The sequence below is a fragment of the Bacteroides sp. ET489 genome, assembly GCF_030518095.1.
Lineage (GTDB): Bacteria > Bacteroidota > Bacteroidia > Bacteroidales > Bacteroidaceae > Bacteroides > Bacteroides ndongoniae.
Map to the genome: position 1 here is coordinate 46,079 of NZ_JAULLJ010000011.1, position 23,639 is coordinate 69,717.

The following is a 23,639-nucleotide window of genomic DNA, read 5'->3' on the forward strand; positions in this document are numbered from 1 at the left end:
TAAAGTTTAACTGTCATCGTTGCGCTTTGGCATGTTCTTTGCTACGGGGTGCGTGATAATATTAATGTTTCACTTTTAAATATGGAGGTCTTGATATATGGGAGCTGCAGGTAACAAAAAACCGAAAAAGCCGAAAGATAAACATCATGTTCCGGCTTACGAAATGGCAGAGGCAATGAACGAAGCAAATAAGAAGCCGAGAAGCCAGAAAAAGTAAAGCGTTTTTTCCTTACCTTTGCATCATGGAAAATGATGTAAGGGAATATTATGATTTATTGCTGGAGGTGACAAAAGCACCCGACGAGGCATTGGCGATGGCGTATCGCCAGTTGCGCGAGTTGCTGGAGCAACTTTGCCGTACACAAATGCCCGACAGCAGTTTACAGATGACCGACCTTTCCGCCCGTATCAACTTTGTGGCGTCAAAAGTCGGCCTTTCTGTTGTTGAGCAGAACCGGCTACACACTTTCCGGTTGACCTCCAATGCCATTCTGAACCGGCAGGCCATGCCACAGCGCGACCAACTGTTGCGCGATGCCAAGACGCTGGCCTTTTTTGTCAAACGACTGTATGGCACGGAAATTCCTCCCCTGTTGTATCATGCCTTGCCGCGTGCCGACAGTACTTACATCGTAGCTCCTCCTGCCCGCGAGCAGAAGCGGCGGATGCGTGTCAGCTTTCAGTATGCCGATAATGATTTTCTCTATGTACTCCCTACCGATATGGTGGCCGACGAGCCTCTGAAGGTGCGCTACAATGTGCCCCAAATCAACGAAGAGTTTGCCGAGACCTGTCAGCTGCTGTGGCGGAACGCACAGGTGAACCTGCTGGACGTACGGATAGACGAGGACGGCGTACTGACCCCTTCCTTCATCATCCTTGAACCCGACTATCTGATTGACATCAGCTCGCTGGCCGAGTGTTTCCGCGACTACGGCCATCATCCGGCCAACTACATGCTGGCACGCTTGCAGGTGCCCGACAATACCCGTCCGCTGTTACTGGGAAACATCGCCAATCTGTTCCTCGACGAATGGATTCACGCTGACGGCACGCCCGACTATCTGGCGTGCATGAAGAAGGCTTTCCGGTCGTACGCCGTGGAGCTGGCAGCCTGTGCCGACCTTCGCGACCGCGAGAAAGAAAAGGCTTTTTTTGCCGACTGCCAGCTGCATTTCGAGAACATCCGGAAAACGGTGACCGAGACTTTTCAGGCCTCGGGATATGCGCTGGACAAGACGGATGCCGTGCTCGAACCTTCGTACATCTGCGAGGCACTGGGCTTGCAGGGACGTCTGGACTACATGCAGCGCGACATGTCGGCCTTTATCGAAATGAAGTCGGGTAAGGCAGACGAATACAGCATTCGCGGCAAGGTGGAACCGAAGGAGAACAACCTGGTGCAGATGTTGCTCTACCAGGCCGTACTGGAATACTCGATGGGGATGGATCACCGCCGGGTCAGGCCCTATCTGCTCTATACCCGCTATCCGATGCTCTATCCGGCACGCTCTTCGTGGGCCATGGTGCGCAGGGTGATGGAGGTGCGCAACCGTATCGTGGCAACCGAATACGGCATTCAGCTGCGCAACAGTCCTCATTACACTGCCGAACGTCTGCAGGACATCTGCCCTGACACGCTGAACGAACGGCAACTGGACAATACATTGTGGAAACGTTTCCTGTATCCGCAGATTGAGGCCGTGGCGGGTAAGTTGCGTGCCCTGTCGCCGCTGGAGCAAAGCTATTTCTATACACTTTACAACTTCATCACCAAAGAACTGTATACTTCCAAGTCGGGCGATGTAGTCTATCAGGGGCACTCGGGAGCTTCGTCGTTGTGGCTTTCGACCCTGACCGAGAAGTGCGAGGCGGGAGAAATACTTTACGACCTGACCATTGTCGAAAACCATGCTTCCGACGAACACAAGCCGTTCTTGCGCTTTCAGTTGCGGACACCCTCTTCGGCCGAGACCGAGCGGGGAGAGGCGCTGCCCAACTTCCGGCAGGGCGATGTCATTGTTCTGTACGAGCGGAATGCCGATACGGACAATGTGACAAACAAGATGGTGTTCAAGGGGAACATTGAATGTATGACCGATCATACGATTACCGTGCGTCTGCGTTCTACCCAGCAGAATGCCGGTGTGCTGCCTGCCGGCAGCCGTTATGCCATCGAGCACGATTATATGGATACGTCGTTCCGCAGTATGTATGCGGGACTGGCGGCATTCCTGTCGGCTACGCAGGACAGGCGCGATCTGCTGTTGGGTCAGAGGATGCCCGGATTTGACAGTGCACTGGATGGGGCTATCGCTGCTGCCGGTGACGACTTTGTCCGTGTAGCCCTGAAGGCGAAGGCTGCACGCGACTATTTCTTGCTTGTCGGGCCTCCGGGAACGGGAAAGACTTCGCGTGCCTTGCGTCGGATGGTCGAGACATTTCATGGAGAGGGGAAGCAGATTCTGTTGCTCTCCTATACCAACCGGGCGGTGGACGAAATCTGCAAGATGCTGGTTTCCATCGCTCCGGCGGTCGATTTTATCCGGGTGGGCAGCGAGTTGTCGTGCGAAGTGCCTTACCGGCCCTACCTGATGGAGAACGTGTTGGACAGTTGTGCCAACCGTCGGGCAGTGCAGGAGCGTATTGCCCGCTGCCGTATTTTTGTGGGAACGGTGGCTACGCTTTCTTCCCGTACCGAACTTTTCCGCCTGAAAACGTTTGATGTGGCACTGATTGATGAGGCCACACAGATACTGGAACCGCAACTGTTGGGCTTGCTGTGCATGCGAAGCGTGTCGGGGGGAAACGCTATCGGCAAATTCATCATGATAGGCGATCACAAGCAGCTGCCGGCAGTGATATTGCAGTCGTCCGAGCAGTCGGAGGTATGCGATGAGGCTCTGCGCGACATTGGGTTGCGCAATCTGAAAGATTCGTTGTTCGAACGTCTGTATCGGATGCTGGCTGGCCAGGAAGGAGAACAGGCAGCCGTATCGTCCCGCTTTTACGACATGCTTTGCCGGCAGGGGAGGATGAATGTCGATGTGGCAGCTTTTCCCAACCGCGCTTTTTATGGTGGTAAGCTGGTGCCCATCGGGCTTACCCATCAGTTTGGCGAGTTGAATTTGGCGGAAGGGCTGGAGGATTCTGAGTTTGCCGATATACTGGTGCGCCGCGTTGCTTTTCTGCCGTCCGAGCCCGAGCCGGCTTTGCAATCGTCGAAGGTGAATCATGCTGAGGCACGCATCGTGGCACGTCTGGCAGTTGCGGTCTATCATCAGTATGACCGGACTTCCGGGTTCTGCCCGCTGTCTACTTTGGGTATTATTACTCCTTACCGTAGCCAGATAGCTCTGATACGGAAAGAACTGGCTGCAACGGGTATTCCCCAGCTGAATGATGTGCTGGTAGATACGGTGGAGCGTTTTCAGGGTAGCGAACGCGATGTCATCATCTATTCGTTCTGCGTGAACCGTGTCTCTCAACTGAAGTTCCTGGCGAACATGACCGAAGAAAACGGAGTGCTGATAGACCGTAAGCTGAATGTGGCATTGACCCGTGCCCGAAGGCAGATGTTTATGACGGGAGTACCGCAATTGCTCGGACAAAATCCGGTTTATGCCGATTTATTGGACGAAATTCAGGGCTTCTTATAACTTTTTTGCACAATAAAGTAACTTTATAGTGTTTATTAATATCAAATTATCAGAAAAAGCATTATCTTTGCCCCACGTTTTTTTCATAGAGATTTAGATTTAAGGTTAGAAGAATTGTGGAAGTCGTGAGACTTCCCTTTTTTTTTCCATGGAATATGGGTACAATTTTCCCCAGTTAGGAAAAAATATTTTTCCAACTGGGGAATTCTTTTTTCCTAACTGGGGAAAAATAAGTCAGCTTCCTTTAGTCTAAAACAATGGGTTTGTATTTCGGTACCAATATCTTCATGATGCACCAGCCAATCAGATAGGACACGGCGCAGACGCAGAAGATGATGAAGTAACCGGCCGGTTTGCCTTCGAAGCCCATAAAGTGCATGGCGGGCTGTACGTATTCGGCACCCTGAGCAAGGAGAGCCTTGGTCATTTCTACTTCCTGGCCGTCGACCATGGTGGTACCGGCAGCATAAGTGAACAGCATTCCCGAGCATTTGTTTATGAGGTAAGCGCCAATACCGCCTGCCATACCACCTAAACCGATAATGGTGGCTACGGCACTCTTGGGGAACATGTCACTTCCTACGGAGTAGATATTGGCCGACCAGGATTGGTGGGCAGCACCGGCTATACCGATGATGATGATGGGGAACCAGTAGGAATACTCACCAAGCGGCTGGGCAAACAGAGCCAACAAGGGGAACAGGGCGAAGATAAACATGGCGCGCATACGGGCTGCATAAGGATTCATGCCTGTCTTGTTGATGATGATGGTAGGCAGCTTGCCACCGTAAATGGACAGCATGGTGATGGCATAGAGTACGAAAATCAGCAGCTGAGCCGTTCCGCTGTCCGAAGAGAAACCGTAGACATCGGAAATATAGGCAGGAGTCCAGAAGAGGAAGAACCACCATACGCCATCGGTCATAAACTTACCTACAGCTACAGCCCATGACTGAGGATATTTCAGACATTCCCAAAGGCTCATTTTGCGTTCTTCTTTCTGATTGGCAGTGTCTTGTGGCTTTTCGTTCTGTTCAGCCTGTTTGTCCAGGTTGATATAGGCCAGTTCGGCTGCATTGACATGAGGATTGTTTTCCGGTTTCTTGTATGCAAATACCCATACGCCCATCCATACGAAACCTAATACACCGATGACGATGAAAGCCATTTCCCATCCGTTTCCGATGCCAAGGCTTTGAAAATATCTGGCCAGTGAGGGAATGGTGACTGGAGCAACAAGAGCACCTACAGTGGAACCGGCGTTGAAGATGGATGTAGCGAATGCACGGTCTTTTTTAGGGAAGTACTCAGCAGTTACTTTAATAGCGGCGGGGAAGTTACCGGCTTCACCGATACTGAGCACAATACGTGCGGCAATAAAGAAGTAGACACTGGTAATGGCGATGGTAGTGGCAACAGCTCCGGTAGCCGCAATCATTTCAGCAGCATCGTGAATGCCTACTACATGTTCGGTAGCCCAACCGCAGACGGCATGGAGGCAGGCACCCATGGACCAGACGAAGATAGCCCAAAGATATCCTTTCTTGGTGCCCATCCAGTCAATGAAGCGTCCGGCAAAAAGGTTGGCTACGGCGTATACAAGTGAAAAAATAGCGGTAATGTCTCCGTAATGTGCATCGGTCCAGTGGAATTCGGGAGCGATGAAATCTTTCCATGTCAGTGAGAGAACCTGACGGTCAAGGTAGTTTACGGTTGTCGCGAAAAAAAGCATGGCACAGATGGTCCAGCGATAGTTGGTCATCTTGCTGACAGCATTCTGATAATTGTTCATGATAGTAGATTTAATATTTGTTTCCTGCAAATATACGGATTTGTGGTTTTTCTTGGGTGTAAAAATTGGTGGAAATCCTAAATAAAATGACAAAAACGGGCATAAATGATTAACATTTATGCCCGTTCAGGTGTTTTCGGAGTATTTTATCTCATATCCGTATACTTGATTTCGTCTTTGTCGCTGTACTTCAGGTTTTCACCGCCCATACCCCAGATGAAGGTATAGTTACGTGTTCCGGCAGCAGCGTGGATGCTCCATTCGGGAGAAGTGACAGCCTGTTCGTTGTGCAACCAGATGAGGCGTTCTTCCTGCGGTTGGCCCATCAGGTGACAGATGGCGTTGCCTTCGGGAACGTTGAAGTAGAAGTAGGCTTCCATACGGCGAGTGTGGGTGTGAGCCGGCATTGTATTCCATACAGAACCCGGAGCCAGTTCGGTAAGACCCATCTGCAACTGGTTGGTACCGCCATTCTTTACTCTTTCCAATACATCTTTCACGATCAGCTGATTTACAACGCGGTCGTTGCTATCTTCCATCTTGCCATAGTGGTCTGAGATGGCGAGGGCATATTTCTTGGGATCAGCTTTCTGAGCTTTCACATCGGTTGTGATCAGCTGTGTAACGTAAGGTTTGTAGGCCGGTGCCGAGTTGATGTAGAACTTGGCAGGCTTGCTGGCATCGTTGCTCTTGAAAGTTACTTCCTTGTTACCGCAACCTACGTAGAGGGCTTCTTTGTATTTCATCGGATATTCCTTACCGTCTACAGTCACTACACCATCGCCACCGATGTTGATGACACCCAGCTCGCGGCGTTCCAGGAAATAAGTGATTTCCGGACCCAGTTCGGGGAATACTTCCAGTTTCAGAACCTTGTTGACAGGCATGGCACCACCATAGATGAGGCGGTCGTACAGTGTATAGGTTACGTTGATTTCGTCCGGAGCCATAACTTTTTCCATGATGAAGGCACTGCGCAGACGTTCGGTGTCGTAGTGCTTCACGTCATCCGGATGGCAGGCTGTCTGCACTTTGTAATTCACTTGGGCATTGGCTGCTATGGCAGCGGCTCCCAACATAAATGCGAATGCTAATCTTTTCATATTACTCCTTTTTTGATGTTTTATTGTTTTCTTTTTTATTTCTCAACCGGTTCGCTGGCAGCTTTTTTCTGCAACTTGATGATGGCACGGCGGTTCCAGATCATCAGAGCCAGTGTGCACAATACCAGAATACCGGCACCTATATATTTAAAGGTATAAGTCAGGTGGAAAATAATCCACGAGAAGATGCTTGATGCGAAGTCGAGTGCACCACCTTCGAATCCGTCGGGGATTTTCAGGGCACCGTCGGGACTGCCTTTGGCTACTGTTGTGGCATAAGCGTCGTTGGCTGCCTGAGTGAAGTGCGGAGCCATATCGGTTACGAAGTACAAACCTACTGTCAGGGCTACGAGACCAATGAGGAACGATTTCAGTACGTTACCCTTGGTGATGGGCAATACCAGCGGGAATACGTAGAACATACCGGCCAGAGATGCCAGTGGCAGGAATTCGTTGCCCGGCAAGATAACAGCCAGCAGGATGGTTACGGGAATCAGCAGCAAGGAAACGACCAGTGTGGTAGGATGGCCGATAACCAATGCAGGGCTCATACCGATGTTCAGGCCTACGGCTCCCTTGAACTTGCGGGCAATCAGTTCGCGTGTGGCGTCGGAAATGGGTTTCAGACCTTCGATGAAAAGTCCGGTGATACGCGGAATCAGCTCCATAACGGCTCCCATCTTGATACCGAGTCCTAATATATAAGGTATCTTGTCTACCAGTTCCTGACCGTTGTGGCAGGAGAGGGCAGCGATACCGCATCCGATTACGATACCCAGGAAGAGAGGTTCGCCCAGCAGACCGAATTTTTTCTTCATACCTTCGGCGTCGATGTACAGCTTGTCGAATCCGGGGATTTTGTCCAGTACCTTATTGATGGCTACGGCAAAGGGAATGAATCCGGCGCAGAACGGTTGCGGGATGGAGATTCCTTCCATGCCGGGATAGAAGTTCTGGAACTTCTTGGCGGTATAGTCGGCCGAAATCAGGGTAATGATGTAGCAGATGATGGCTGCGAAGAAACCCCACAGGATGCTGTCGCTGGCGAAGTAGACTACTGCGCCGATGAAAGCAAAGTGCCAGTAGTTCCACAAGTCGATGTTGACCGTACGGGTTGTTTTGGTCAGAAGCATCAGGATGTTTACTCCCAGACAGACAGGGATGATGAAAGCACCTACCGTTGTGTTATAGGCTACGGCTGCTGCTGCCGGCCATCCCATATCGAATATTTTCAGTTGGAGACCATAGATTTCGACTACCTGGCTCAAGGCCGGGCCAAGGCTGCTGGTCAGCAACGCTGTGACAACGGATAAACCTACAAAACCGACACCTACCAGTAAACCGCTTTTCAGTGCCTTGCTGAACTTAATGCCAATGCAAACTCCTAAGATTGTAAAAATAATAGGCATCATCACTGCTGCTCCTAAGCCGATGATATAGCCGAAAACTTGTTCCATTCTTTTCTGATTTAATTATTAATAAGGTTATGTTTTTCGATTGGTACAACTTGAAAACTGTGCCAAAATTAAGACCTTTTCTCAATTAATCAAACTCCAAAGCCATAATTATTAGTAAAATGGACGATTTTGGACTAAATTTGTCGTTATCGTGCACAAAAAACTCCGTTCTCGCACACGAATACCAAATATTGCACATACTATACCCAAAAATACACGCCGTTCTTGATGGAATGTGCTATTTTTGTTTTGGAAAATGATAGGTCTGATATCTATAAATGAAGAATCCCATGAAAAACTCAATTATTTGTAAGATTTTAGTATGTTCCCTGTGGATGGCTTTTCCTTGGGGAATGTCGGCTCAGAAAGTGAGTGACAAACAGCCCTGGTCGGTACGGATGGCCGAGTCGGAAATGATACGTTGTCCGGAGTCGTGGCAACTGGACTTCCAGCCTAAACTGAAGTGGGACTATTGTCACGGACTGGAACTTCAGTCGATGCTCGACGTTTACGACCGTTACGGCGACCGCAAGTTCTACGATTACGCCCTGGCCTATGCCGACACGATGGTGAATGCCGACGGCACAATAAAAATGTATAAACGTCAGGAGTTCAGCCTGGACCGCGTGAACTCCGGCAAATTCCTGTTCCGCATCTACGAACAGACCAAGGACGAGAAATACCGGAAAGCCCTCGATCTGCTGCGCAGCCAGTTCGACGAACATCCGCGTAATGCCGACGGCGGCTTCTGGCACAAGAAGATTTATCCCAATCAGGTATGGCTGGACGGCGTTTACATGGGGGCTCCTTTCTACGCCGAATATGCATTCCGCAACAATCAGGTGGAGGTTTATCCCGATGTAGTCAACCAGTTTCTGATGGCCGCACGCCATACGTACGATCCTGCCAACGGACTTTACCGCCATGCGTGCGACGTAAGCCGTAAGGAACGTTGGGCCGATCCCGTGACCGGTCAGTCGCAACATTGCTGGGGGCGTGCGCTGGGCTGGTATGCCATGGCGTTTGTCGATGCGCTCGACTTTATTCCGAAGCATGAGGCGGGGCGCGATTCCATGCTGGTCATCTTCAATAACATAGCTGCTCAGGTGAAGCGTCTGCAAGACAGTAAGACGGGTGTGTGGTATCAAGTGCTCGACAAGAGCGGTGCTAAAGGGAACTATCTGGAGTCCTCTTGCTCGGCCATGTTCGTCTATGCGTTGTTCAAGGGGGTGCGCAAGGGATATATTGATCCTTCTTACCTTGAAGTGGCCGTCAAGGGCTACAAGGGCATTCTGAAAGAATTTATCCGTGTCGATAAGGACGGACTGGTCAGCATCACGCAGGCCTGTGCTGTGGCCGGACTGGGTGGAAAGAACTATCGTTCGGGCGATTACGACTATTACATCAACGAGACCATCCGCGACAACGATGCCAAGGCAGTGGGGCCGTTCATCATGGCGAGTCTCGAATGGGAACGCCTGCAGGAAGTAAAAGCCATCGTCAAATAAAGCCGTCGCAGGATGAAACGTGAGGTGCTGATACGTTTTCGGCTGTTGTTGCTGTGCCTGGTCTGTGCAGGAAGCGCATGGTCGGCCGACGGTAAGTGGAAAGACACGTTCGTGGTGGACGGCAGCGGCAACGGCGATTACCGCACGCTGACCGAGGCCATGGAGGGCATACGTGCTTTTATGGACTATCGGGTGACGGTGCTTGTCCGCAACGGTGTGTATCGGGAAAAGCTGGTAGTGCCTTCTTGGCTACAGAATGTCGATTTTGTAGGCGAGGATGCTGAAAAGACAGTGATAACGTTCGACGACCACGCCAATATCCGCCGGATGGGCACGTTCCGCACCTATACGCTGAAGGTGGAGGGAAACGGCATCACTTTCCGTAACCTGACGATAGAGAACAATGCCCCTCCCTTGGGGCAGGCCGTGGCCTTGCACACCGAGGGCGACCGGCTGGTGTTCGTCGGTTGCCGCTTTCTGGGCAATCAGGATACCGTTTATACTGGTGCTGCCGGTACCCGCCTTTATTTCAAGAACTGTTACATCGAGGGAACAACCGATTTTATCTTCGGTCCTTCCACCGCCCTGTTCGAGGACTGTGTCATCCATAGCAAACGTAATTCGTACATCACGGCAGCCTCTACACCGCCCGGTGTGGAGGTGGGCTACGTGTTTCTGAACTGTCGGCTGACGGCAGCTCCGGACGTGGACAAGGTCTATCTGGGGCGTCCGTGGCGACCGTATGCCGCTACCGTGTTCGTGGGGTGCGAGATGGGTGTCCACATCTGTCCCGCCGGATGGGACAACTGGCGAAACGCCGACAACGAGCGGACAGCCCGTTATGGCGAATATGGCAACCGTGGTCCGGGAGCCGATACCTCGCGACGTGTAGGCTGGGTAAAGATACTGACTGAGGAAGAAGCTGTCAAATATACTGACTGGAACCACATCTTCAGCCAGTGTCGGACGTGGACACCCGCCGAAGCACAGAAATAAGGCTCATGCCCCCCTTCAGAAGCCTTCTGGCGGGGGATGTGAGCCACACTTGCACGGCTCGTGTTCCACACTTGTGTTGCTCGCGAGCCGTACAAGTGTCTCTCGCGAGCCGTGCAAGTGTCCCGGAAACGGGATGCAGGTGAGGGCTGAAAACGCCCTCTGCCAAATAGATATGAACCAAGAAACTGTAAAAAAAGAATAATATGAAAAACAAACTGATTCTGCTGCTGGCCTTGTTTCTGGTCTTTACGGCGTTCAAAGCCGACAAGCCAGCAATCACCATTTTTATGATTGGCGATTCGACCATGGCCGACAAGGACCTGACCGGCGGCAACCCCGAAAGAGGATGGGGACAGATGTTGCCTGGATTTCTGTCCGAAGAGATACGGGTAGACAATCATGCCGTGAACGGACGCAGCACCAAGAGTTTCATCGACGAAGGCCGGTGGGACAAGGTGCTTTCGTTGCTGAAGAAGGGCGATTACGTCTTTATCCAGTTCGGCCACAACGACGAGAAGACCGATCCCAAGCGGCATACCGATGCCGGTGGCGGTTCGTTCGATGCCAACCTGAAACGTTTCGTTACCGAGGCACGTGCCAAGGGAGCTATCCCCGTATTGTTCAACTCCATCGTGCGGCGCAATTTCGGCACGGCCGACGGAGGTTCGGTAGCAGCGGCTATCAGCCAGGACGACATCCGCAAGGGCGTCAACCCCGATGCCAAACACGAGGCACAGGCCGAACATTCAGCCGAGGGTGACCAGCTGATTGATACTCACGGTGCTTACCTGGAGTCGCCCCGCAACGTGGCGCGCGAGCTGGATGTGCCGTTTGTCGACATGAACCGGATTACTCACGAACTGGTGGAGGGACTGGGACCGGTCAAGTCGAAAGAACTCTTCATGTGGGTACCTGCCAACACGGTGCCTGCCATGCCCAAGGGGCGTGAAGACAACACGCACCTCAATGTACGGGGTGCACGCATCGTGGCAGGACTGGCCATCGACGCCATTGTCGCAGCGGTTCCGGCACTTGCATCTTACGTCCGTCATTACGACTTTGTGGTGGCCAAGGACGGAAGCGGCGATTTCTTCACCGTACAGGAGGCCATCAACGCCGTGCCCGATTATCGGAAGAACGTGCGTACCACCATCCTGGTGCGCGAAGGCGTCTATCGCGAAAAGATTGTGATTCCCGAAAGCAAAATCAACCTTTCGCTCATCGGGCAGGAAGGTGCCGTGCTGTCTTTCGGCGACTATGCCTCCAAACCGAACCGTTTTGGCGAGAATACGGGAACCTCCGGGTCAGCCTCGTGCTACATCTATGCTCCCGATTTCTATGCCGAAAACATCACTTTCGAGAATACTGCCGGCCCGGTCGGTCAGGCTGTAGCCTGCTTTGTCAGTGCCGACCGTGCTTACTTCAAGCAATGCCGCTTCTTAGGATTCCAGGATACCCTGTACACCTATGCGAAAGGCTGCCGCCAGTACTACGAAGACTGTTACGTGGAAGGAACGGTGGACTTCATCTTCGGCTGGTCGACGGCTGTCTTCAACCGTTGCCGCATCCACAGCAAGGGCAAGGGCTACGTGACGGCTCCTTCTACCGACGAAGGACAGCCCTACGGCTACGTGTTCTATGACTGTCGGCTGACGGCAGACGAGGGAGTGGACGGTGTCTATCTGTCCCGCCCGTGGCGGCCGTATGCACAGGCGGTGTTTATCCGTTGCGACTTAGGCAGCCACATTCTGCCCGCAGGCTGGCACAACTGGGGCAAGAAGGAGGCCGAAAAGACCGTCTTCTATGCCGAATACCAAAGTACGGGTGCAGGAGCAGCTACGGAGGCCGAGCGTGCACCTTTCTCCCGTCAGTTGAAAGACTTGCAAGGTTATTCCATCGAGGAAGTATTGGCTGGCAATGACGGATGGAACCCGGTGAAGAACGGCAATGCTTTGTTGGACATAAAACGATGAAACGACGTATGAAACAGGCTTTTTTCTTACTTCTCTTTCTGTGTTTGCCCCTGCTTCCCTTGCAGGCCGAGAACAACCCTTACCGCAGCGATGTGCTGTGGGTGACAGTGCCCGACCATGCCGACTGGCTGTACCGGACGGGCGAGAAGGCGACAGTCGAAGTACAACTGCTGAAGTACGGCATGCCGCAGGACGGGGTCACCGTTCACTACGAGATGGGCGGCGACATGATGCCGGCCGACGCCCGAGACAGCGTACAGCTGAAACACGGAAAGGCAGTGATAAACGTGGGCACCATGAAGCAGCCGGGTTTCCGCGACTGTCGCATGTGGGCTACGGTGGACGGGAAGACGTACCGTCATCACATCAAGGTAGGCTTCTCGCCCGAAGAGATTCGCCCCTATACCACGAAACCTGCTGATTTCGAGGAGTTCTGGGAGAAAAACAAAGCCGAACTGGCCAAAGTTCCTCTGAAATATACGAAGGTTCGTGCTGAACAATATTGTTCCGACCGGATAGACTGCTACCTCGTCAAGTTGCAGGTCAGTGCGCGCGGACAGTCCGTTTACGGCTATCTGTTCTATCCCAAGCAGGCGGCCCAAGGGGCGTGTCCCGTGGTGCTCTGTCCCCCGGGAGCGGGCATCAAGACCATTAAGGACCCCTTGCGCCACAAGTATTATGCCGAAGAGGGATGCATCCGTTTCGAAATCGAGATACACGGCCTGAATCCGGAAATGAGTGCCGAAACTTTCCGGGAAATCAGCGATGCCTTCAACGGACGCGAGAACGGCTATCTGATGAATGGACTGGACAACCGGGACCATTACTACATGAAGCGCGTCTATCTGGCCTGTATACGCAGCATCGATCTGCTGACTTCCTTGCCCGAGTGGGACGGGAAGAACGTCATTGTGCAGGGAGGCAGTCAGGGCGGAGCCTTGGCGCTGGTCACTGCCGGACTGGACAAACGCGTCACTGCCTGTGTGGCCAATCATCCGGCACTGAGCGACATGGCGGGCTACAAAGCCGGGCGGGCAGGCGGATATCCGCACTTCTTCCGCACCGAAGGCATGGACACTCCCGACAAGTTGCGGACGATGGCCTACTATGACGTAGTCAATTTTGCCCGTCGCATTCAGGTTCCTGTCCGTATGACGTGGGGATACAACGACGACGTATGCCCGCCCACTACCAGTTATGCCGTTTACAATGTACTGTCGTGCCCCAAGGAAGCCTTGATAACACCCGTCAACGAGCATTGGACTTCGGACGACACCGAGCGCAGTCACTGGGAGTGGATAAAGAAGCAACTGAAGTAAGCGGTTCTGCGTTCGCGGCAGTCGTTTCTGTCAGTCACGGCTTTAGATGCCGGTCGAAGAAGTCGAGGGTAGCCTGTTGCATGTCTTTGCTGAAGAAGTGTTTTTCGTCCCATACGCGGGTGACAAGATTCTCGGCGGCATGCTGGCTGTTCCACACCTGCTGCATAGTGGTGAAAGCATCCTCCACGCCTTCAAGAGGAAACAACTTGTCCTTGCTTCCGCAAAAGAACAGGGAAGGCTTGGGACAGGCGATGGCGGCTACATGCGGATAGTCCAGGTAGCGTCTGATGCCCGGAATGAGCATGGCGAAGGCCGAGCCTCCTTTGTTCTGATTGTTGGTCAGCGTCATCAGGTGCCCGGTCGTGTTCATCCAGCAGACCGAAGCCGCCGCTTTGACCGTATCGGTCAGCGCCGCAAGCATCCACGAGCGGTAAGCACCCATCGAAAATCCCATACAGCCTATCCGTTCCTTGTCGACACACGGAAGCGAAGCCAGAAACTCGGCGCTCCGTACATCGTCGGCACTGATCAGCGCGCCCCACGAAGTACCCATTTGCAGAAAGTTGGAAGCCAATGCCTGCTGTACGTCGTAATCGTCTCCTTCCCGGCGGCCCCGTTCGCCCCAGAGCAGGGCATCGACGGCCAGTACCACATAGCCGTGTCGGGCAAAGTAGTCGCCGGTGTATTGTCCGTCGTAGTAACGCTGTACCCATTGGTCGGCATCGGCAGCCGTTTCGGGGCTTACCCGGAAGGGACGCACCAGTTTCTCCTTGCCGATGCTGAAGTGGGCACCATGGTCGTGCAGCATGACGATGGCAGGGAAAGGACCCGTACCATCGGGCACCAGCAGATAGGCCGTCACACGATACCACGCGGACAGATTGAACGCTATCTTGCGTGCCTCGTAGCCGTTGCGCCGTTCGGTGGCAATGACGGTCATGTCGTAGGCATCAGGAGCAGGGGGCAGGTTTTGCATGCAGGTTTGCAGGATGTCGCGTGCCTGCAGGCGCCACTGGCCGAAGTCGCGGGTCGGGGCGTTTCCCCAGGCCATGGGGTAGGTGAGCTGCTGTTTGAGTTGTGTGTAGAAGGAAGGCATGTTGCCCGTCACGCCGTAAGACAGGGAATCGCCGGTTTGTGCGGCGGCGTTCAGCATCCAGGATGCGGCGCATAAAAGCAGACTGAGGAATCGTTTCATGGTTGTATATCTGATTGGGAGAATTTCGTAAGCAAAACTTGGCAACGCAGCTGCTTGCCGGATTTCTTGTCTGGGTTTTGGAAAAAGGGTTTCCTATGCAAAGATACAATTTGTAGCCTGATTCTTGCTGAAAATAGGCTTTTTTCACTTTTGTAGCCTGCAAGTTTTTTTGATTTGCACTGTCTGTTCTTGTTGAAATCCGTATCTTTACGGCAAAGATTGATTGTGCTTATGAAAAACCTTTTATACACTCTTGTCGGATGCCTGTTGTGTTTGTGGGCATTGCCGGTAAGCGGGCATTCCGACTGTCTGTTCACCCATTACTCGTCCGAGGATGGGCTTTCGCAAAATACCATCATGTCTATCCTGCAGGATAAGAAGGGGAATATGTGGTTCTCCACGTGGGACGGCATCAACAAGTTCGATGGATATTCGTTCAAGACTTATAAGGCACGTCCGAACAACCGCATTGCACTGACCAACAACCGTGTGGACTACATGTACGAAGACGAGTACGGATTTATCTGGTTGCTGACATACGACAATCAGGTGTTCCGTTTCGATCCGCGGACAGAAGTCTTTGAACGTGTTCCGGCAACAGCGGAAACCGGTGCCGACTGTGATGTGAGGGCCGTCAAACTGTTGCAGGGAGGAATCGTATGGCTGCTGGCCGACAAGGGAGGAGCAGTCAGGGTAAGTACCGATGCGACTACATGCCGTTTGTCGTGCGAGTGGTATCGGGAATTGTCGAAACATTTTCCGGCAGTACGGATGAACGATGTCTATCGTGACTCGTCCGGACACGAATGGCTGCTGACAGACAACGGACTGGGGTTGCTGTCGGCCGATGGCAAGGAGCCCGTATTCTATTTCTCAGGGACGGCACAGGAGGAAGCCACGAAGGAGCAACCGTTCTACGTCTGTTGCGAGACGGGCAAGGAACTTTTTTTCGGTTCGGACAACGGTCGTGTATGGCGATATCAGAAGGGGGACGGGCAGTTCCGTCTGTTGCAGCTTCCCGTTCCGTCGAGGGTTGTGTCCATTCACAGTCTGGGAGGGGATGATTTGCTGCTTGCTACTGCCGGTGACGGTTTCTTTGTATGCAATTTGGCTGCCGGAACAAGAAAACATTACGAGGCTTCCCGACTTCCGAAGGCGCCTGTCCTGTCGGCCTATCGTGACAAGACGGGAGAAGTCTGGTTCGAACAGGAAGTCTCGGGAACTGTAGCGCATTTCAATCCGCAGACCGGTCAGCTGAAGACCGAAGTTATTGCGGTAGAACCTACCAGTACCGACCGTTCGCGTCCGGCTTTCCACATTCACGAGGATGTGTACGGAACGGTGTGGGTACATCCATACGGTGGCGGATTCTCGCGTTTCGACAAGCAGGCCAACTGTCTGCGGCCTTTCTACAACAGCCTGTCCGACGGTTGTTGGCGCTTTTCCAATAAGATACATTCCGCTTTTTCCGACCGTCAGGGCAATCTGTGGATGTGTACCCACTCCAAGGGGCTGGAAAAGATAACTTTCCGTCCGGCCCAGTTCAGCCTGTTTACTCCGGTCGCACATAGTTATGAGTCGTTGAGCAACGAGGTGCGTGCCATCTGCGAGGACAGTGACCGAAACCTGTGGGTAGGACTGAAAGACGGCAAGTTGCGGGTGTACAACGAAAAACGTATCTATCAGGGCTATCTGACCGAGGCCGGTACCGTTTCGACTGTGGGGAAACCGATGGAAGGCAATGTCTATTTCCTCTTGCAGGACAGCAAGGGCTGTCTGTGGATAGCGACCAAGGGTGACGGCCTTGTCAAGGCTGAGCCGCAGGGCGGAAAGTATCGACTGACGCGCTACCGTTACAGCAAAGACGATATTTACAGCCTGAGCGACAACAATGTATATTGTGTATACGAGGACAAGCAGGGCCGCATCTGGGTGGCTACCTTCGGTGGAGGAGTCAATTACCTGACACGTGACGAAAGTGGCAGAGAGGTGTTCATGAACCATCGCAACCACCTGAAAGGCTATCCCATAGACAACTGTTACAAGGCGCGTTTCATCACGGGCGACGGTAAGGGCAACATCTGGATTGGCACTACGCTGGGTGCTTTGGTTGTGAAAGACGACTTCAAGTCGGCCGATGAGGCGGTGTTCCATCACTTCCAGCGCATTCCGGAGGACGAGCATAGCCTGAGCAACAACGATGTGCACTGGATTATCTCGACCCGGCAGAACGAACTGTATCTGGCTACCTTCGGCGGCGGACTGAACAAACTGTTGTCGATCGACGGACAGGGAAAAGCGCAGTTCAAGTCGTACAGTGTGGAAAACGGTCTGCCGTCGGACGTGCTGTTGTCCATCCGCGAAGACGGGTCGGGTAACCTGTGGATGAGTACCGAGAACGGCGTCTGCAAGTTTGTGCCTTCGGATGAACGGTTCGAGAACTACAGCGACAAGTCCATTTCTTTCCGGGTGCGTTTCAGCGAAGCGGCTTCGGCCTATACTTCGCAGGGAAAGATGATGTTCGGAGCAAGCGACGGCATTTTCTTTTTCAGTCCCGATTCGATACGGAAGAGTGCTTTCGTGCCGCCTGTCGTATTCTCCAAACTGCTGATTTCGAATAAGGATGTAACTCCTTCAGCGGGTAGCTCCGTGCTGAAGCAAAGTCTGGACGACGTGAGCGAACTGGTATTGTCGCACCGGGAGAATATCTTTACCTTGCAGTACGCGGCACTCGACTATTCGGCTCCCTCCGAGATACAGTATGCCTATATCCTGGAAGGCTTCGAAAAGGCGTGGAACTATGTGGGCACGCAGCGCACCGCTACTTACACCAATCTGCCGAAGGGACACTATACGTTCAAGGTACGTTCGACCAACGCCGACGGGGTGTGGACGGACAACGTACGCACGCTGGAGATAGAAATCGAGCCATCCTTCTGGGAGACGCCGCTGGCCTACTTCCTGTACGTGCTCTTTCTGCTTGCCGTGGTGGTGACGGCCGTCTATATCCTGTTCACCATTTACCGGCTGAAGCACAAAGTCTCCATCGAACAGCAGCTGACGAACATGAAGCTTCGCTTCTTTACCGACATATCGCACGAGCTGCGTACTCCGCTCACCCTGATAGCAGGCCCCGTGGAATACGTGCTGCAGAACACACCGCTGCCCGACGATGCCCGCGAACAGCTGAAGGTAGTGGAGCGCAACACCAACCGGATGTTGCGGCTGATCAACCAGATACTGGACTTCCGGAAGATACAGAACCGGAAGATGAAGATGCAGGTGCAGCGGGTGGAAGTGGTACCTTTTATCCGGAAGATTATGGAGAACTTCGAGTCTGTGGCCGAAGAACATCACATCGACTTCCTGCTTGAGGCCGAGAAAGACGACCTCTACCTGTGGGTCGATGCGGACAAGCTGGAAAAGATAGTGTACAACCTGCTGTCCAATGCCTTTAAATACACGCCCGAGGGCAAGATGATTTCCGTCTTTGTGCGCGAGGACGAGAAGACCATTTCCATCGGAGTGCAGGACCAGGGCATCGGCATCGACGAGAACCGCCGCAAGTCGCTCTTCCTGCGTTTCGAGAATTTGGTGGACCACAAACTGTTTGCCCATGCCAGCAGCACCGGTATCGGTCTGTCGTTAGTGAGGGAACTCGTCGAGATGCATAAGGCAACCATTACCGTGGACAGCAAGTTGGGCGAGGGCAGCTGCTTCAGGGTGGACTTCCGCAAAGGGAAAGAACACTATGATGCAACCACCGAATTCCTGCAGGATGACGCTACGGCCGGCATGGCAACGGCCACAGCAGAGCGCAGTGACGCACCGGTTGCAAGCGCAGTTCCATCCGAAACGGGAATTGCTCCGGACGGTACAACTGAGACGGAAGACGACAAGGCGGCTGCCCGCGAGACGATGTTGCTGGTGGAGGACAATCCGGAACTTCGCCTGTTCCTGCGCAGCATCTTTGCGGCTGATTATCGCGTGGTAGAGGCCGAAGACGGCATACAGGGATTGAACAAGGCATTGCAACTGTTGCCCGACATCATCATCAGCGATGTCATGATGCCCGGCAAGGACGGCATCGCCATGACGAAAGAGCTGCGTACGGATATGACTACCAGTCACATTCCCATTATCCTGCTTACGGCAAAAACTTCGATTGAGAGCAAGCTCGAAGGACTGGAGTATGGTGCCGACGACTACATCACCAAACCCTTCAGTGCCACTTACCTGAAAGCACGCGTCAAGAATCTGCTGGCCCGTCGGCACAAGTTGCAGGAAGCCTTCCGTCAGGAGTTCATGTCGGCCACAGCCACCGTTTCGACTGCCGGAGCAGAGACGGTAGCCGAAGAGAAGCCCAAAGCCGAGATGTCGCCCAACGACCGCAAATTCATGGACAAACTGGTAGAACTGATGGAAACCAATATGGACAACGGCGATCTGGTTGTGGACGATCTGGTGCGCGAACTGGCAGTCAGCCGCTCCGTCTTCTTCAAGAAGCTGAAGACACTGACGGGACTGGCGCCGGTGGAATTCATCAAAGAAATGCGCATCAACCGTGCTGTCCAGCTGATAGAGACGGGCGAATACTCCATGACGCAGATTTCGTATATGGTCGGCATCAACGATCCGCGCTACTTCAGCAAGTGCTTCAAGGCCAAGATGCAGATGACTCCTACCGAATATCGTGACAAGGTGATGCAGCGGAAATAGACGTTTCCGCCTGCATCGTCCTTTTGTTTTCCTCATAACTACTTACTAAACAGCATCTGTTGCTGGTTGTTGGGTGGGTATATGCCGGTTGTTACAGCCTTGTATGCTGGTTGTAGCGACTGCATCAACCTTTGCAGTGACGCTGCACCAAGCTTTGCAGTGTTACTGCATTAAGCTTTGCAGTGACACTGCAACCTGGATGCAGCCATTCTGTAACTTAGGTGCAGTAGCTCTGCAACCTGGGTGCAGCAACTCTGTAACCTGGGATTTGTAATCGGATTACCTGCTTTTCTTTGCCGCACTTCGGCTGTTGTCCGTCCGTATGCTTTGTGTTTGTCCTAAAAATAAAGGGAGTACATCGTCCGATATACCCCCTTTCGTCAAACAGGAATCTATATGCTATAGAAGCCTAACAAGTCTTCATCAGTACCAGCGCGGGTCGCCTACCTGATTGTAGATAAGGTCTTCGTTGGTCAGGGTGAAGTCACCGTTGGCGGCATCTGCAAATGCCGGATCGGCTTCGGTGGCTACGGCTGAATGATCGTCTTTGTAAAGGCTTGCCCACAGGTTCGGACAGTTATAGTAATAGTTGTTGCTGTATTCGGCACTGGCTTTGAACTTGGAACTTCTGGCCCATGTTCCCGATTCCGTAGCACTTGGGCTGTCAGTTCCTACACCGTATACAAGGCAGCTCTTAACGGTGAGCAGACTGCCGTCGTTGGTCTTGTCCATTTGGAAGAGTCCGCTGTTGTTCGAGTTGTCCAACGTACAGATGTTGTAGAATGTACAGTTCTGGAAGGTGACATTTACCGTGTTGGCTACCTGGCAACGCAGCAGGGTTCTGACTCCGTTGCTGATGGTGGTATTGGTGACAGTGAGCGATTGCAATGAGCCTCCGCGAATGTCGAATCCGTCGCCACCTCCGTCATCGATGCCGTCGATGATACAGTTATTGATGATAATGTCGCCAAATGTACCTTTCGCATTGTTGTACATGATGTGTTTACCCATGTTCCGTATTTCGCATCCTTCGATGGTCAGTGTTCCCAGGTTGGCTGCTGCATCTTTCAATTCCAGGATGTTGTCCGTATCGCCTTGGCCGTCGAATACGATGTTGGCAAGGGTTATTGAGCTTACCGGTGCGCTTACTGTAAAGCGTCCGTGTACGATAGCCGGACTATTGGGGTCGAGTGATGTCAGCGAGAACGACTTGGTAACGGCATAACTTCCTAACTCGTAGTTTGTTCCCATCAGGACAAAGCTTTCTCCCTCTTCGGCTGCATCCAAGGCTGCGGCCAAGTCGGCGTCGGCAGCGATTTGAGTCATGTCGCCGGTATCAATGGCTGTCTTGAAGGTAACGGTGCCACGTGTGCGGCCATTCAGGGTCATTATAGCGGTGTATTCAGTCTGTTCTGTCAGTCCTTCGATGACGGCATATCCGTTGGCTACGTCTTCGGCAGTGACGTTGTAGGTCACAACCGGTGCTGTAGAACCCTCAGCAGGTGTCAGTGTGATAAGGTCGGCAGCCTCTCCGGCCGGCCAGCGCAGTGTAACAGACAATGCGGCAATGTCGGCAGAAGCTACGCTATTGAAGATCTGTTCGGCCAGTGTGGTGGTCGTAAGTTCGGCCCATTTCGAGTCTTCAATGCCTTCGGCCACTGCTTTTACACGCAGCAGGTAGGTGGTTTCGCCCATTGTTCCCGAGCTGATGGTGTACGTAGTGCTCGTAATTCCGCTTTGCTGTACGACGGGAGTACCTTCGGCTGAAGTTCCTTCATACAGTTCCAGCGTATAGCTTTGGGTGCGGTCATCCACTACGCCCCAACTGGCTTCGATGTTCACTTGGTTGCGAATACGTACACTCAGGTCAGTGGGTGACAGAACGCGTCTCAGGTTCAGTTCCTGCACCGGGTCGATGTCTTCGCAAGACGTTATCAGTGTACCGCCCATGGTCAGTAAGCTTATCATGAAGGCGGTGTATATTATATTTCTTTTCATTGTAGTTTATTGTTTATTAGTCCGTTTATTTAATACCATGAATAGTTCTCAAGCAAGGGGTTGGCATCCAGGTTGTATTGGAAGATCGGCCAGTATGTATATTTGTCCGGGTCGCGTGCATAGAGCGATTCTATTTTGTCGTCGGGCAGGTTGCTGGTACTGATCCATTTGGAAACTTCGCCTTGCGAGTTGGACGAGGTATATTCGTAGCCTTCGGGGTTCTCTTCCGTTTCACCGTGGTTCAAGCCATATATCTGCAGAGCCGTTTCGGCATAGGTCTTTCCGTCTGCTCCGTCGCTGTAGTCCACCATGTTGTAGTACAGGTAAGGATTCAGATCGGCATATTCACCTTGCAGTTCGCGTAAACGGTACATCTTTTCTTTGGCTTCATCCATTTTGGCTTTCAGCAGGTTCCAGCGGATGAGGTCGGCTTTGCGCAGCATTTCGCCACAGAATTCATACGCACGTTCGTCGACGATTGCATCGAACATGGCTTGTTTGCTGGCACTGGCATTGCTGACATAAGTTTCTACTTCGGTAGCCCAATCAGCTGGGTCGAAAGCACGTTGACGTATCTGCTTCAAGTACGGAGCAGCAGCGTTGGGACCATTCAGCTCATTCTCCAGTTCGGCACGCATCAGTACCACGTCGGCATAACGCATGTAGATTTTGTTGATACCGTCATCGGTAGAACTGATGGAAGCGCCTCGTGTCATCCATTCGTAACGCATCTTGCCGAAATACCAGCTTTTGAGTGTGCTGAGCTCTTGTACGGCTACTCCAGAACCGGCATTCTTTTCTACCCACGTGTAGGGAACGCAAGTCACGTCGCGGCGTTTGTCCTTGATGGAATAATCGAAGAATACATTGGGCAGAGGACCTACCTGTCCGCCTTGTTTGGCTTTTACAAACTGGTCGATTGCTGCATGTTTGGTGCCGTAGGTGTAAACCATACGTCCGCGTGCGGAAGGAGAATTTGCATAAGGCACTTCCCAAAGCGATTCACCGCCGGCAGCGATATCATCCTGGCAGTTGCCTTTGAATACATCTACAAAATTGCTTTTCAGTGCCACATATCTTCCTTCCTGATCCATAACTTCCTTACAAGCCTGCAAGGCAATGGGGTAGAGTACGGATACTGACAGATCGGGATCAGAACTTTGGCGCACTGTACCGTCGGAACGAAGCGAATAGCCTGCGGCCTGCATGCAGACACGTGCCAGGAAGCCTTTTACGAATGCCTTGTTGATACGTTCTACTGTTTGCGTATCGCTACGTTCGTTGGGCCATGCTACATATTCCTGTGCGGTTTGCAGATCGGCTATGATTTGTTTATAGATGACATCCCGGTCTTCACGTGGCAGGTTGATTGTTTCGGGTGTAATGGCTACGAAACGTGCCGGTACGTCTCCCCAGGCATTGATCAGGTCAATATAGGCAATGGCGCGTAAGGTCAGTGCCTCGCCATACAGCTGGCGCAGACCTTCGTCGTTTTCTAAGTCGGCGTATGCCTGTAAGCCTTCGATGGCCAGATTTGCTTTCTCGATGCCTGAATAGATGTTCGACCAGGGCTCTTTGGCATCGGCAATGTTTAATTGGCCGTTATTGGGCAACGTATTGTAGTTGACCATATTGGCTTTGTCATCACCTCCGTCCGAACCGTTCAGCCATTCTATGTCGGTATTCATGCCATAGTAGCAAAAATAACGTGCACGGTGGTTCTGCTCGCCATAGTAAGTATAGATATTGTTGATGGTACCGATGGCCAGGTCGTAGATTGAGAATATGTTCTTGTCATCCATAGAAGAGGGTGACTGTGTATCCAGAATATTATCACCGCAGGCCGACAGCAGGAATCCTCCGGCTATGAATGCGGTTGTAAGCGTAGTATATAATTTATTTTTCATGACAATAGATGGT

12 protein-coding genes are annotated in these 23,639 nt (G+C 52.4%); 6 read left to right on the plus strand and 6 right to left on the minus strand.

Annotation, left to right across the window (positions count from 1 at the left end):
- The first annotated feature begins 242 nt into the window (after positions 1-242).
- Entirely contained in the window at positions 243-3,659 is a 3,417-nt protein-coding gene (locus Q3C19_RS08370) for an AAA domain-containing protein (protein WP_302728554.1), read from the plus strand.
- Positions 3,660-3,903: 244 nt separating this feature from the next.
- On the opposite strand, the gene Q3C19_RS08375 is transcribed toward Q3C19_RS08370, so the two are convergent.
- The 3 genes from Q3C19_RS08375 to Q3C19_RS08385 form a co-directional block, all read right to left on the minus strand.
- A complete protein-coding gene (locus Q3C19_RS08375; RefSeq protein ID WP_302728556.1) occupies positions 3,904-5,451 on the minus strand; it encodes an MFS transporter in 1,548 nt (515 codons plus the stop codon).
- 146 nt (positions 5,452-5,597) lie between these two features.
- The gene (gene kduI / locus Q3C19_RS08380; RefSeq protein WP_022161843.1) at positions 5,598-6,554 is read right to left on the minus strand and encodes a 5-dehydro-4-deoxy-D-glucuronate isomerase; all 957 of its coding nucleotides are present in this window, start codon (positions 6,552-6,554) and stop codon (positions 5,598-5,600) included.
- Positions 6,555-6,589: 35 nt separating this feature from the next.
- Entirely contained in the window at positions 6,590-8,011 is a 1,422-nt protein-coding gene (locus Q3C19_RS08385) for a PTS galactitol transporter subunit IIC (RefSeq protein WP_071150393.1), read from the minus strand.
- Positions 8,012-8,301: 290 nt separating this feature from the next.
- Here Q3C19_RS08385 and Q3C19_RS08390 point away from each other — a divergent pair, with 290 nt between their 5' ends.
- The 4 genes from Q3C19_RS08390 to Q3C19_RS08405 all read left to right on the plus strand — a co-directional run bounded on the left by Q3C19_RS08390 (position 8,302) and on the right by Q3C19_RS08405 (position 13,807).
- Positions 8,302-9,519, plus strand: coding sequence for a glycoside hydrolase family 105 protein (locus Q3C19_RS08390; protein WP_302728559.1), 1,218 nt, complete (start codon positions 8,302-8,304; stop codon positions 9,517-9,519).
- A gap of 12 nt (positions 9,520-9,531) precedes the next feature.
- A complete protein-coding gene (locus Q3C19_RS08395) occupies positions 9,532-10,515 on the plus strand; it encodes a pectinesterase family protein (RefSeq protein ID WP_302728561.1) in 984 nt (327 codons plus the stop codon).
- A 203-nt stretch (positions 10,516-10,718) separates the two neighbouring features.
- Positions 10,719-12,488, plus strand: a complete 1,770-nt coding sequence (locus tag Q3C19_RS08400) for a pectinesterase family protein (protein WP_302728563.1) — start codon at positions 10,719-10,721, stop codon at positions 12,486-12,488.
- 8 nt (positions 12,489-12,496) lie between these two features.
- Complete coding sequence (locus tag Q3C19_RS08405) at positions 12,497-13,807, plus strand: acetylxylan esterase (protein ID WP_302728565.1); 1,311 nt, start codon at positions 12,497-12,499, stop codon at positions 13,805-13,807.
- A 34-nt stretch (positions 13,808-13,841) separates the two neighbouring features.
- On the opposite strand, the gene Q3C19_RS08410 is transcribed toward Q3C19_RS08405, so the two are convergent.
- Entirely contained in the window at positions 13,842-14,960 is a 1,119-nt protein-coding gene (locus Q3C19_RS08410) for a dienelactone hydrolase family protein (RefSeq protein WP_302728624.1), read from the minus strand.
- Between the two features lie 273 nt (positions 14,961-15,233).
- On the opposite strand from Q3C19_RS08410, the gene Q3C19_RS08415 reads away from it, so the two are divergent.
- The gene (locus tag Q3C19_RS08415) at positions 15,234-19,721 is read left to right on the plus strand and encodes a two-component regulator propeller domain-containing protein (protein ID WP_302728567.1); all 4,488 of its coding nucleotides are present in this window, start codon (positions 15,234-15,236) and stop codon (positions 19,719-19,721) included.
- A 423-nt stretch (positions 19,722-20,144) separates the two neighbouring features.
- Here Q3C19_RS08415 and Q3C19_RS08420 read toward each other — a convergent pair whose 3' ends face one another.
- The gene (locus Q3C19_RS08420; RefSeq protein ID WP_302728569.1) at positions 20,145-21,719 is read right to left on the minus strand and encodes a DUF5123 domain-containing protein; all 1,575 of its coding nucleotides are present in this window, start codon (positions 21,717-21,719) and stop codon (positions 20,145-20,147) included.
- A gap of 29 nt (positions 21,720-21,748) precedes the next feature.
- Positions 21,749-23,626 (minus strand): RagB/SusD family nutrient uptake outer membrane protein, encoded by a 1,878-nt coding sequence (locus Q3C19_RS08425; protein WP_277121315.1) that lies wholly within the window; start codon positions 23,624-23,626, stop codon positions 21,749-21,751.
- Positions 23,627-23,639: the final 13 nt, after the last annotated feature.

Excerpts from the sequence above, each read along its gene's own strand:
- Q3C19_RS08370 (WP_302728554.1), top strand. The coding sequence starts at position 243 with ATGGAAAATGATGTAAGGGAATATTATGATTTATTGCTGGAGGTGACA.
- Q3C19_RS08400 (WP_302728563.1), top strand. The coding sequence starts at position 10,719 with ATGAAAAACAAACTGATTCTGCTGCTGGCCTTGTTTCTGGTCTTTACG.
- Q3C19_RS08395 (WP_302728561.1), top strand. The coding sequence starts at position 9,532 with ATGAAACGTGAGGTGCTGATACGTTTTCGGCTGTTGTTGCTGTGCCTG.
- Q3C19_RS08405 (WP_302728565.1), top strand. The coding sequence starts at position 12,497 with ATGAAACAGGCTTTTTTCTTACTTCTCTTTCTGTGTTTGCCCCTGCTT.
- Q3C19_RS08375 (WP_302728556.1), bottom strand. The coding sequence starts at position 5,451 with ATGAACAATTATCAGAATGCTGTCAGCAAGATGACCAACTATCGCTGG.
- Q3C19_RS08420 (WP_302728569.1), bottom strand. The coding sequence starts at position 21,719 with ATGAAAAGAAATATAATATACACCGCCTTCATGATAAGCTTACTGACC.
- Q3C19_RS08390 (WP_302728559.1), top strand. The coding sequence starts at position 8,302 with ATGAAAAACTCAATTATTTGTAAGATTTTAGTATGTTCCCTGTGGATG.
- kduI (WP_022161843.1), bottom strand. The coding sequence starts at position 6,554 with ATGAAAAGATTAGCATTCGCATTTATGTTGGGAGCCGCTGCCATAGCA.
- Q3C19_RS08385 (WP_071150393.1), bottom strand. The coding sequence starts at position 8,011 with ATGGAACAAGTTTTCGGCTATATCATCGGCTTAGGAGCAGCAGTGATG.
- Q3C19_RS08410 (WP_302728624.1), bottom strand. The coding sequence starts at position 14,960 with ATGCTGAACGCCGCCGCACAAACCGGCGATTCCCTGTCTTACGGCGTG.
- Q3C19_RS08415 (WP_302728567.1), top strand. The coding sequence starts at position 15,234 with ATGAAAAACCTTTTATACACTCTTGTCGGATGCCTGTTGTGTTTGTGG.
- Q3C19_RS08425 (WP_277121315.1), bottom strand. The coding sequence starts at position 23,626 with ATGAAAAATAAATTATATACTACGCTTACAACCGCATTCATAGCCGGA.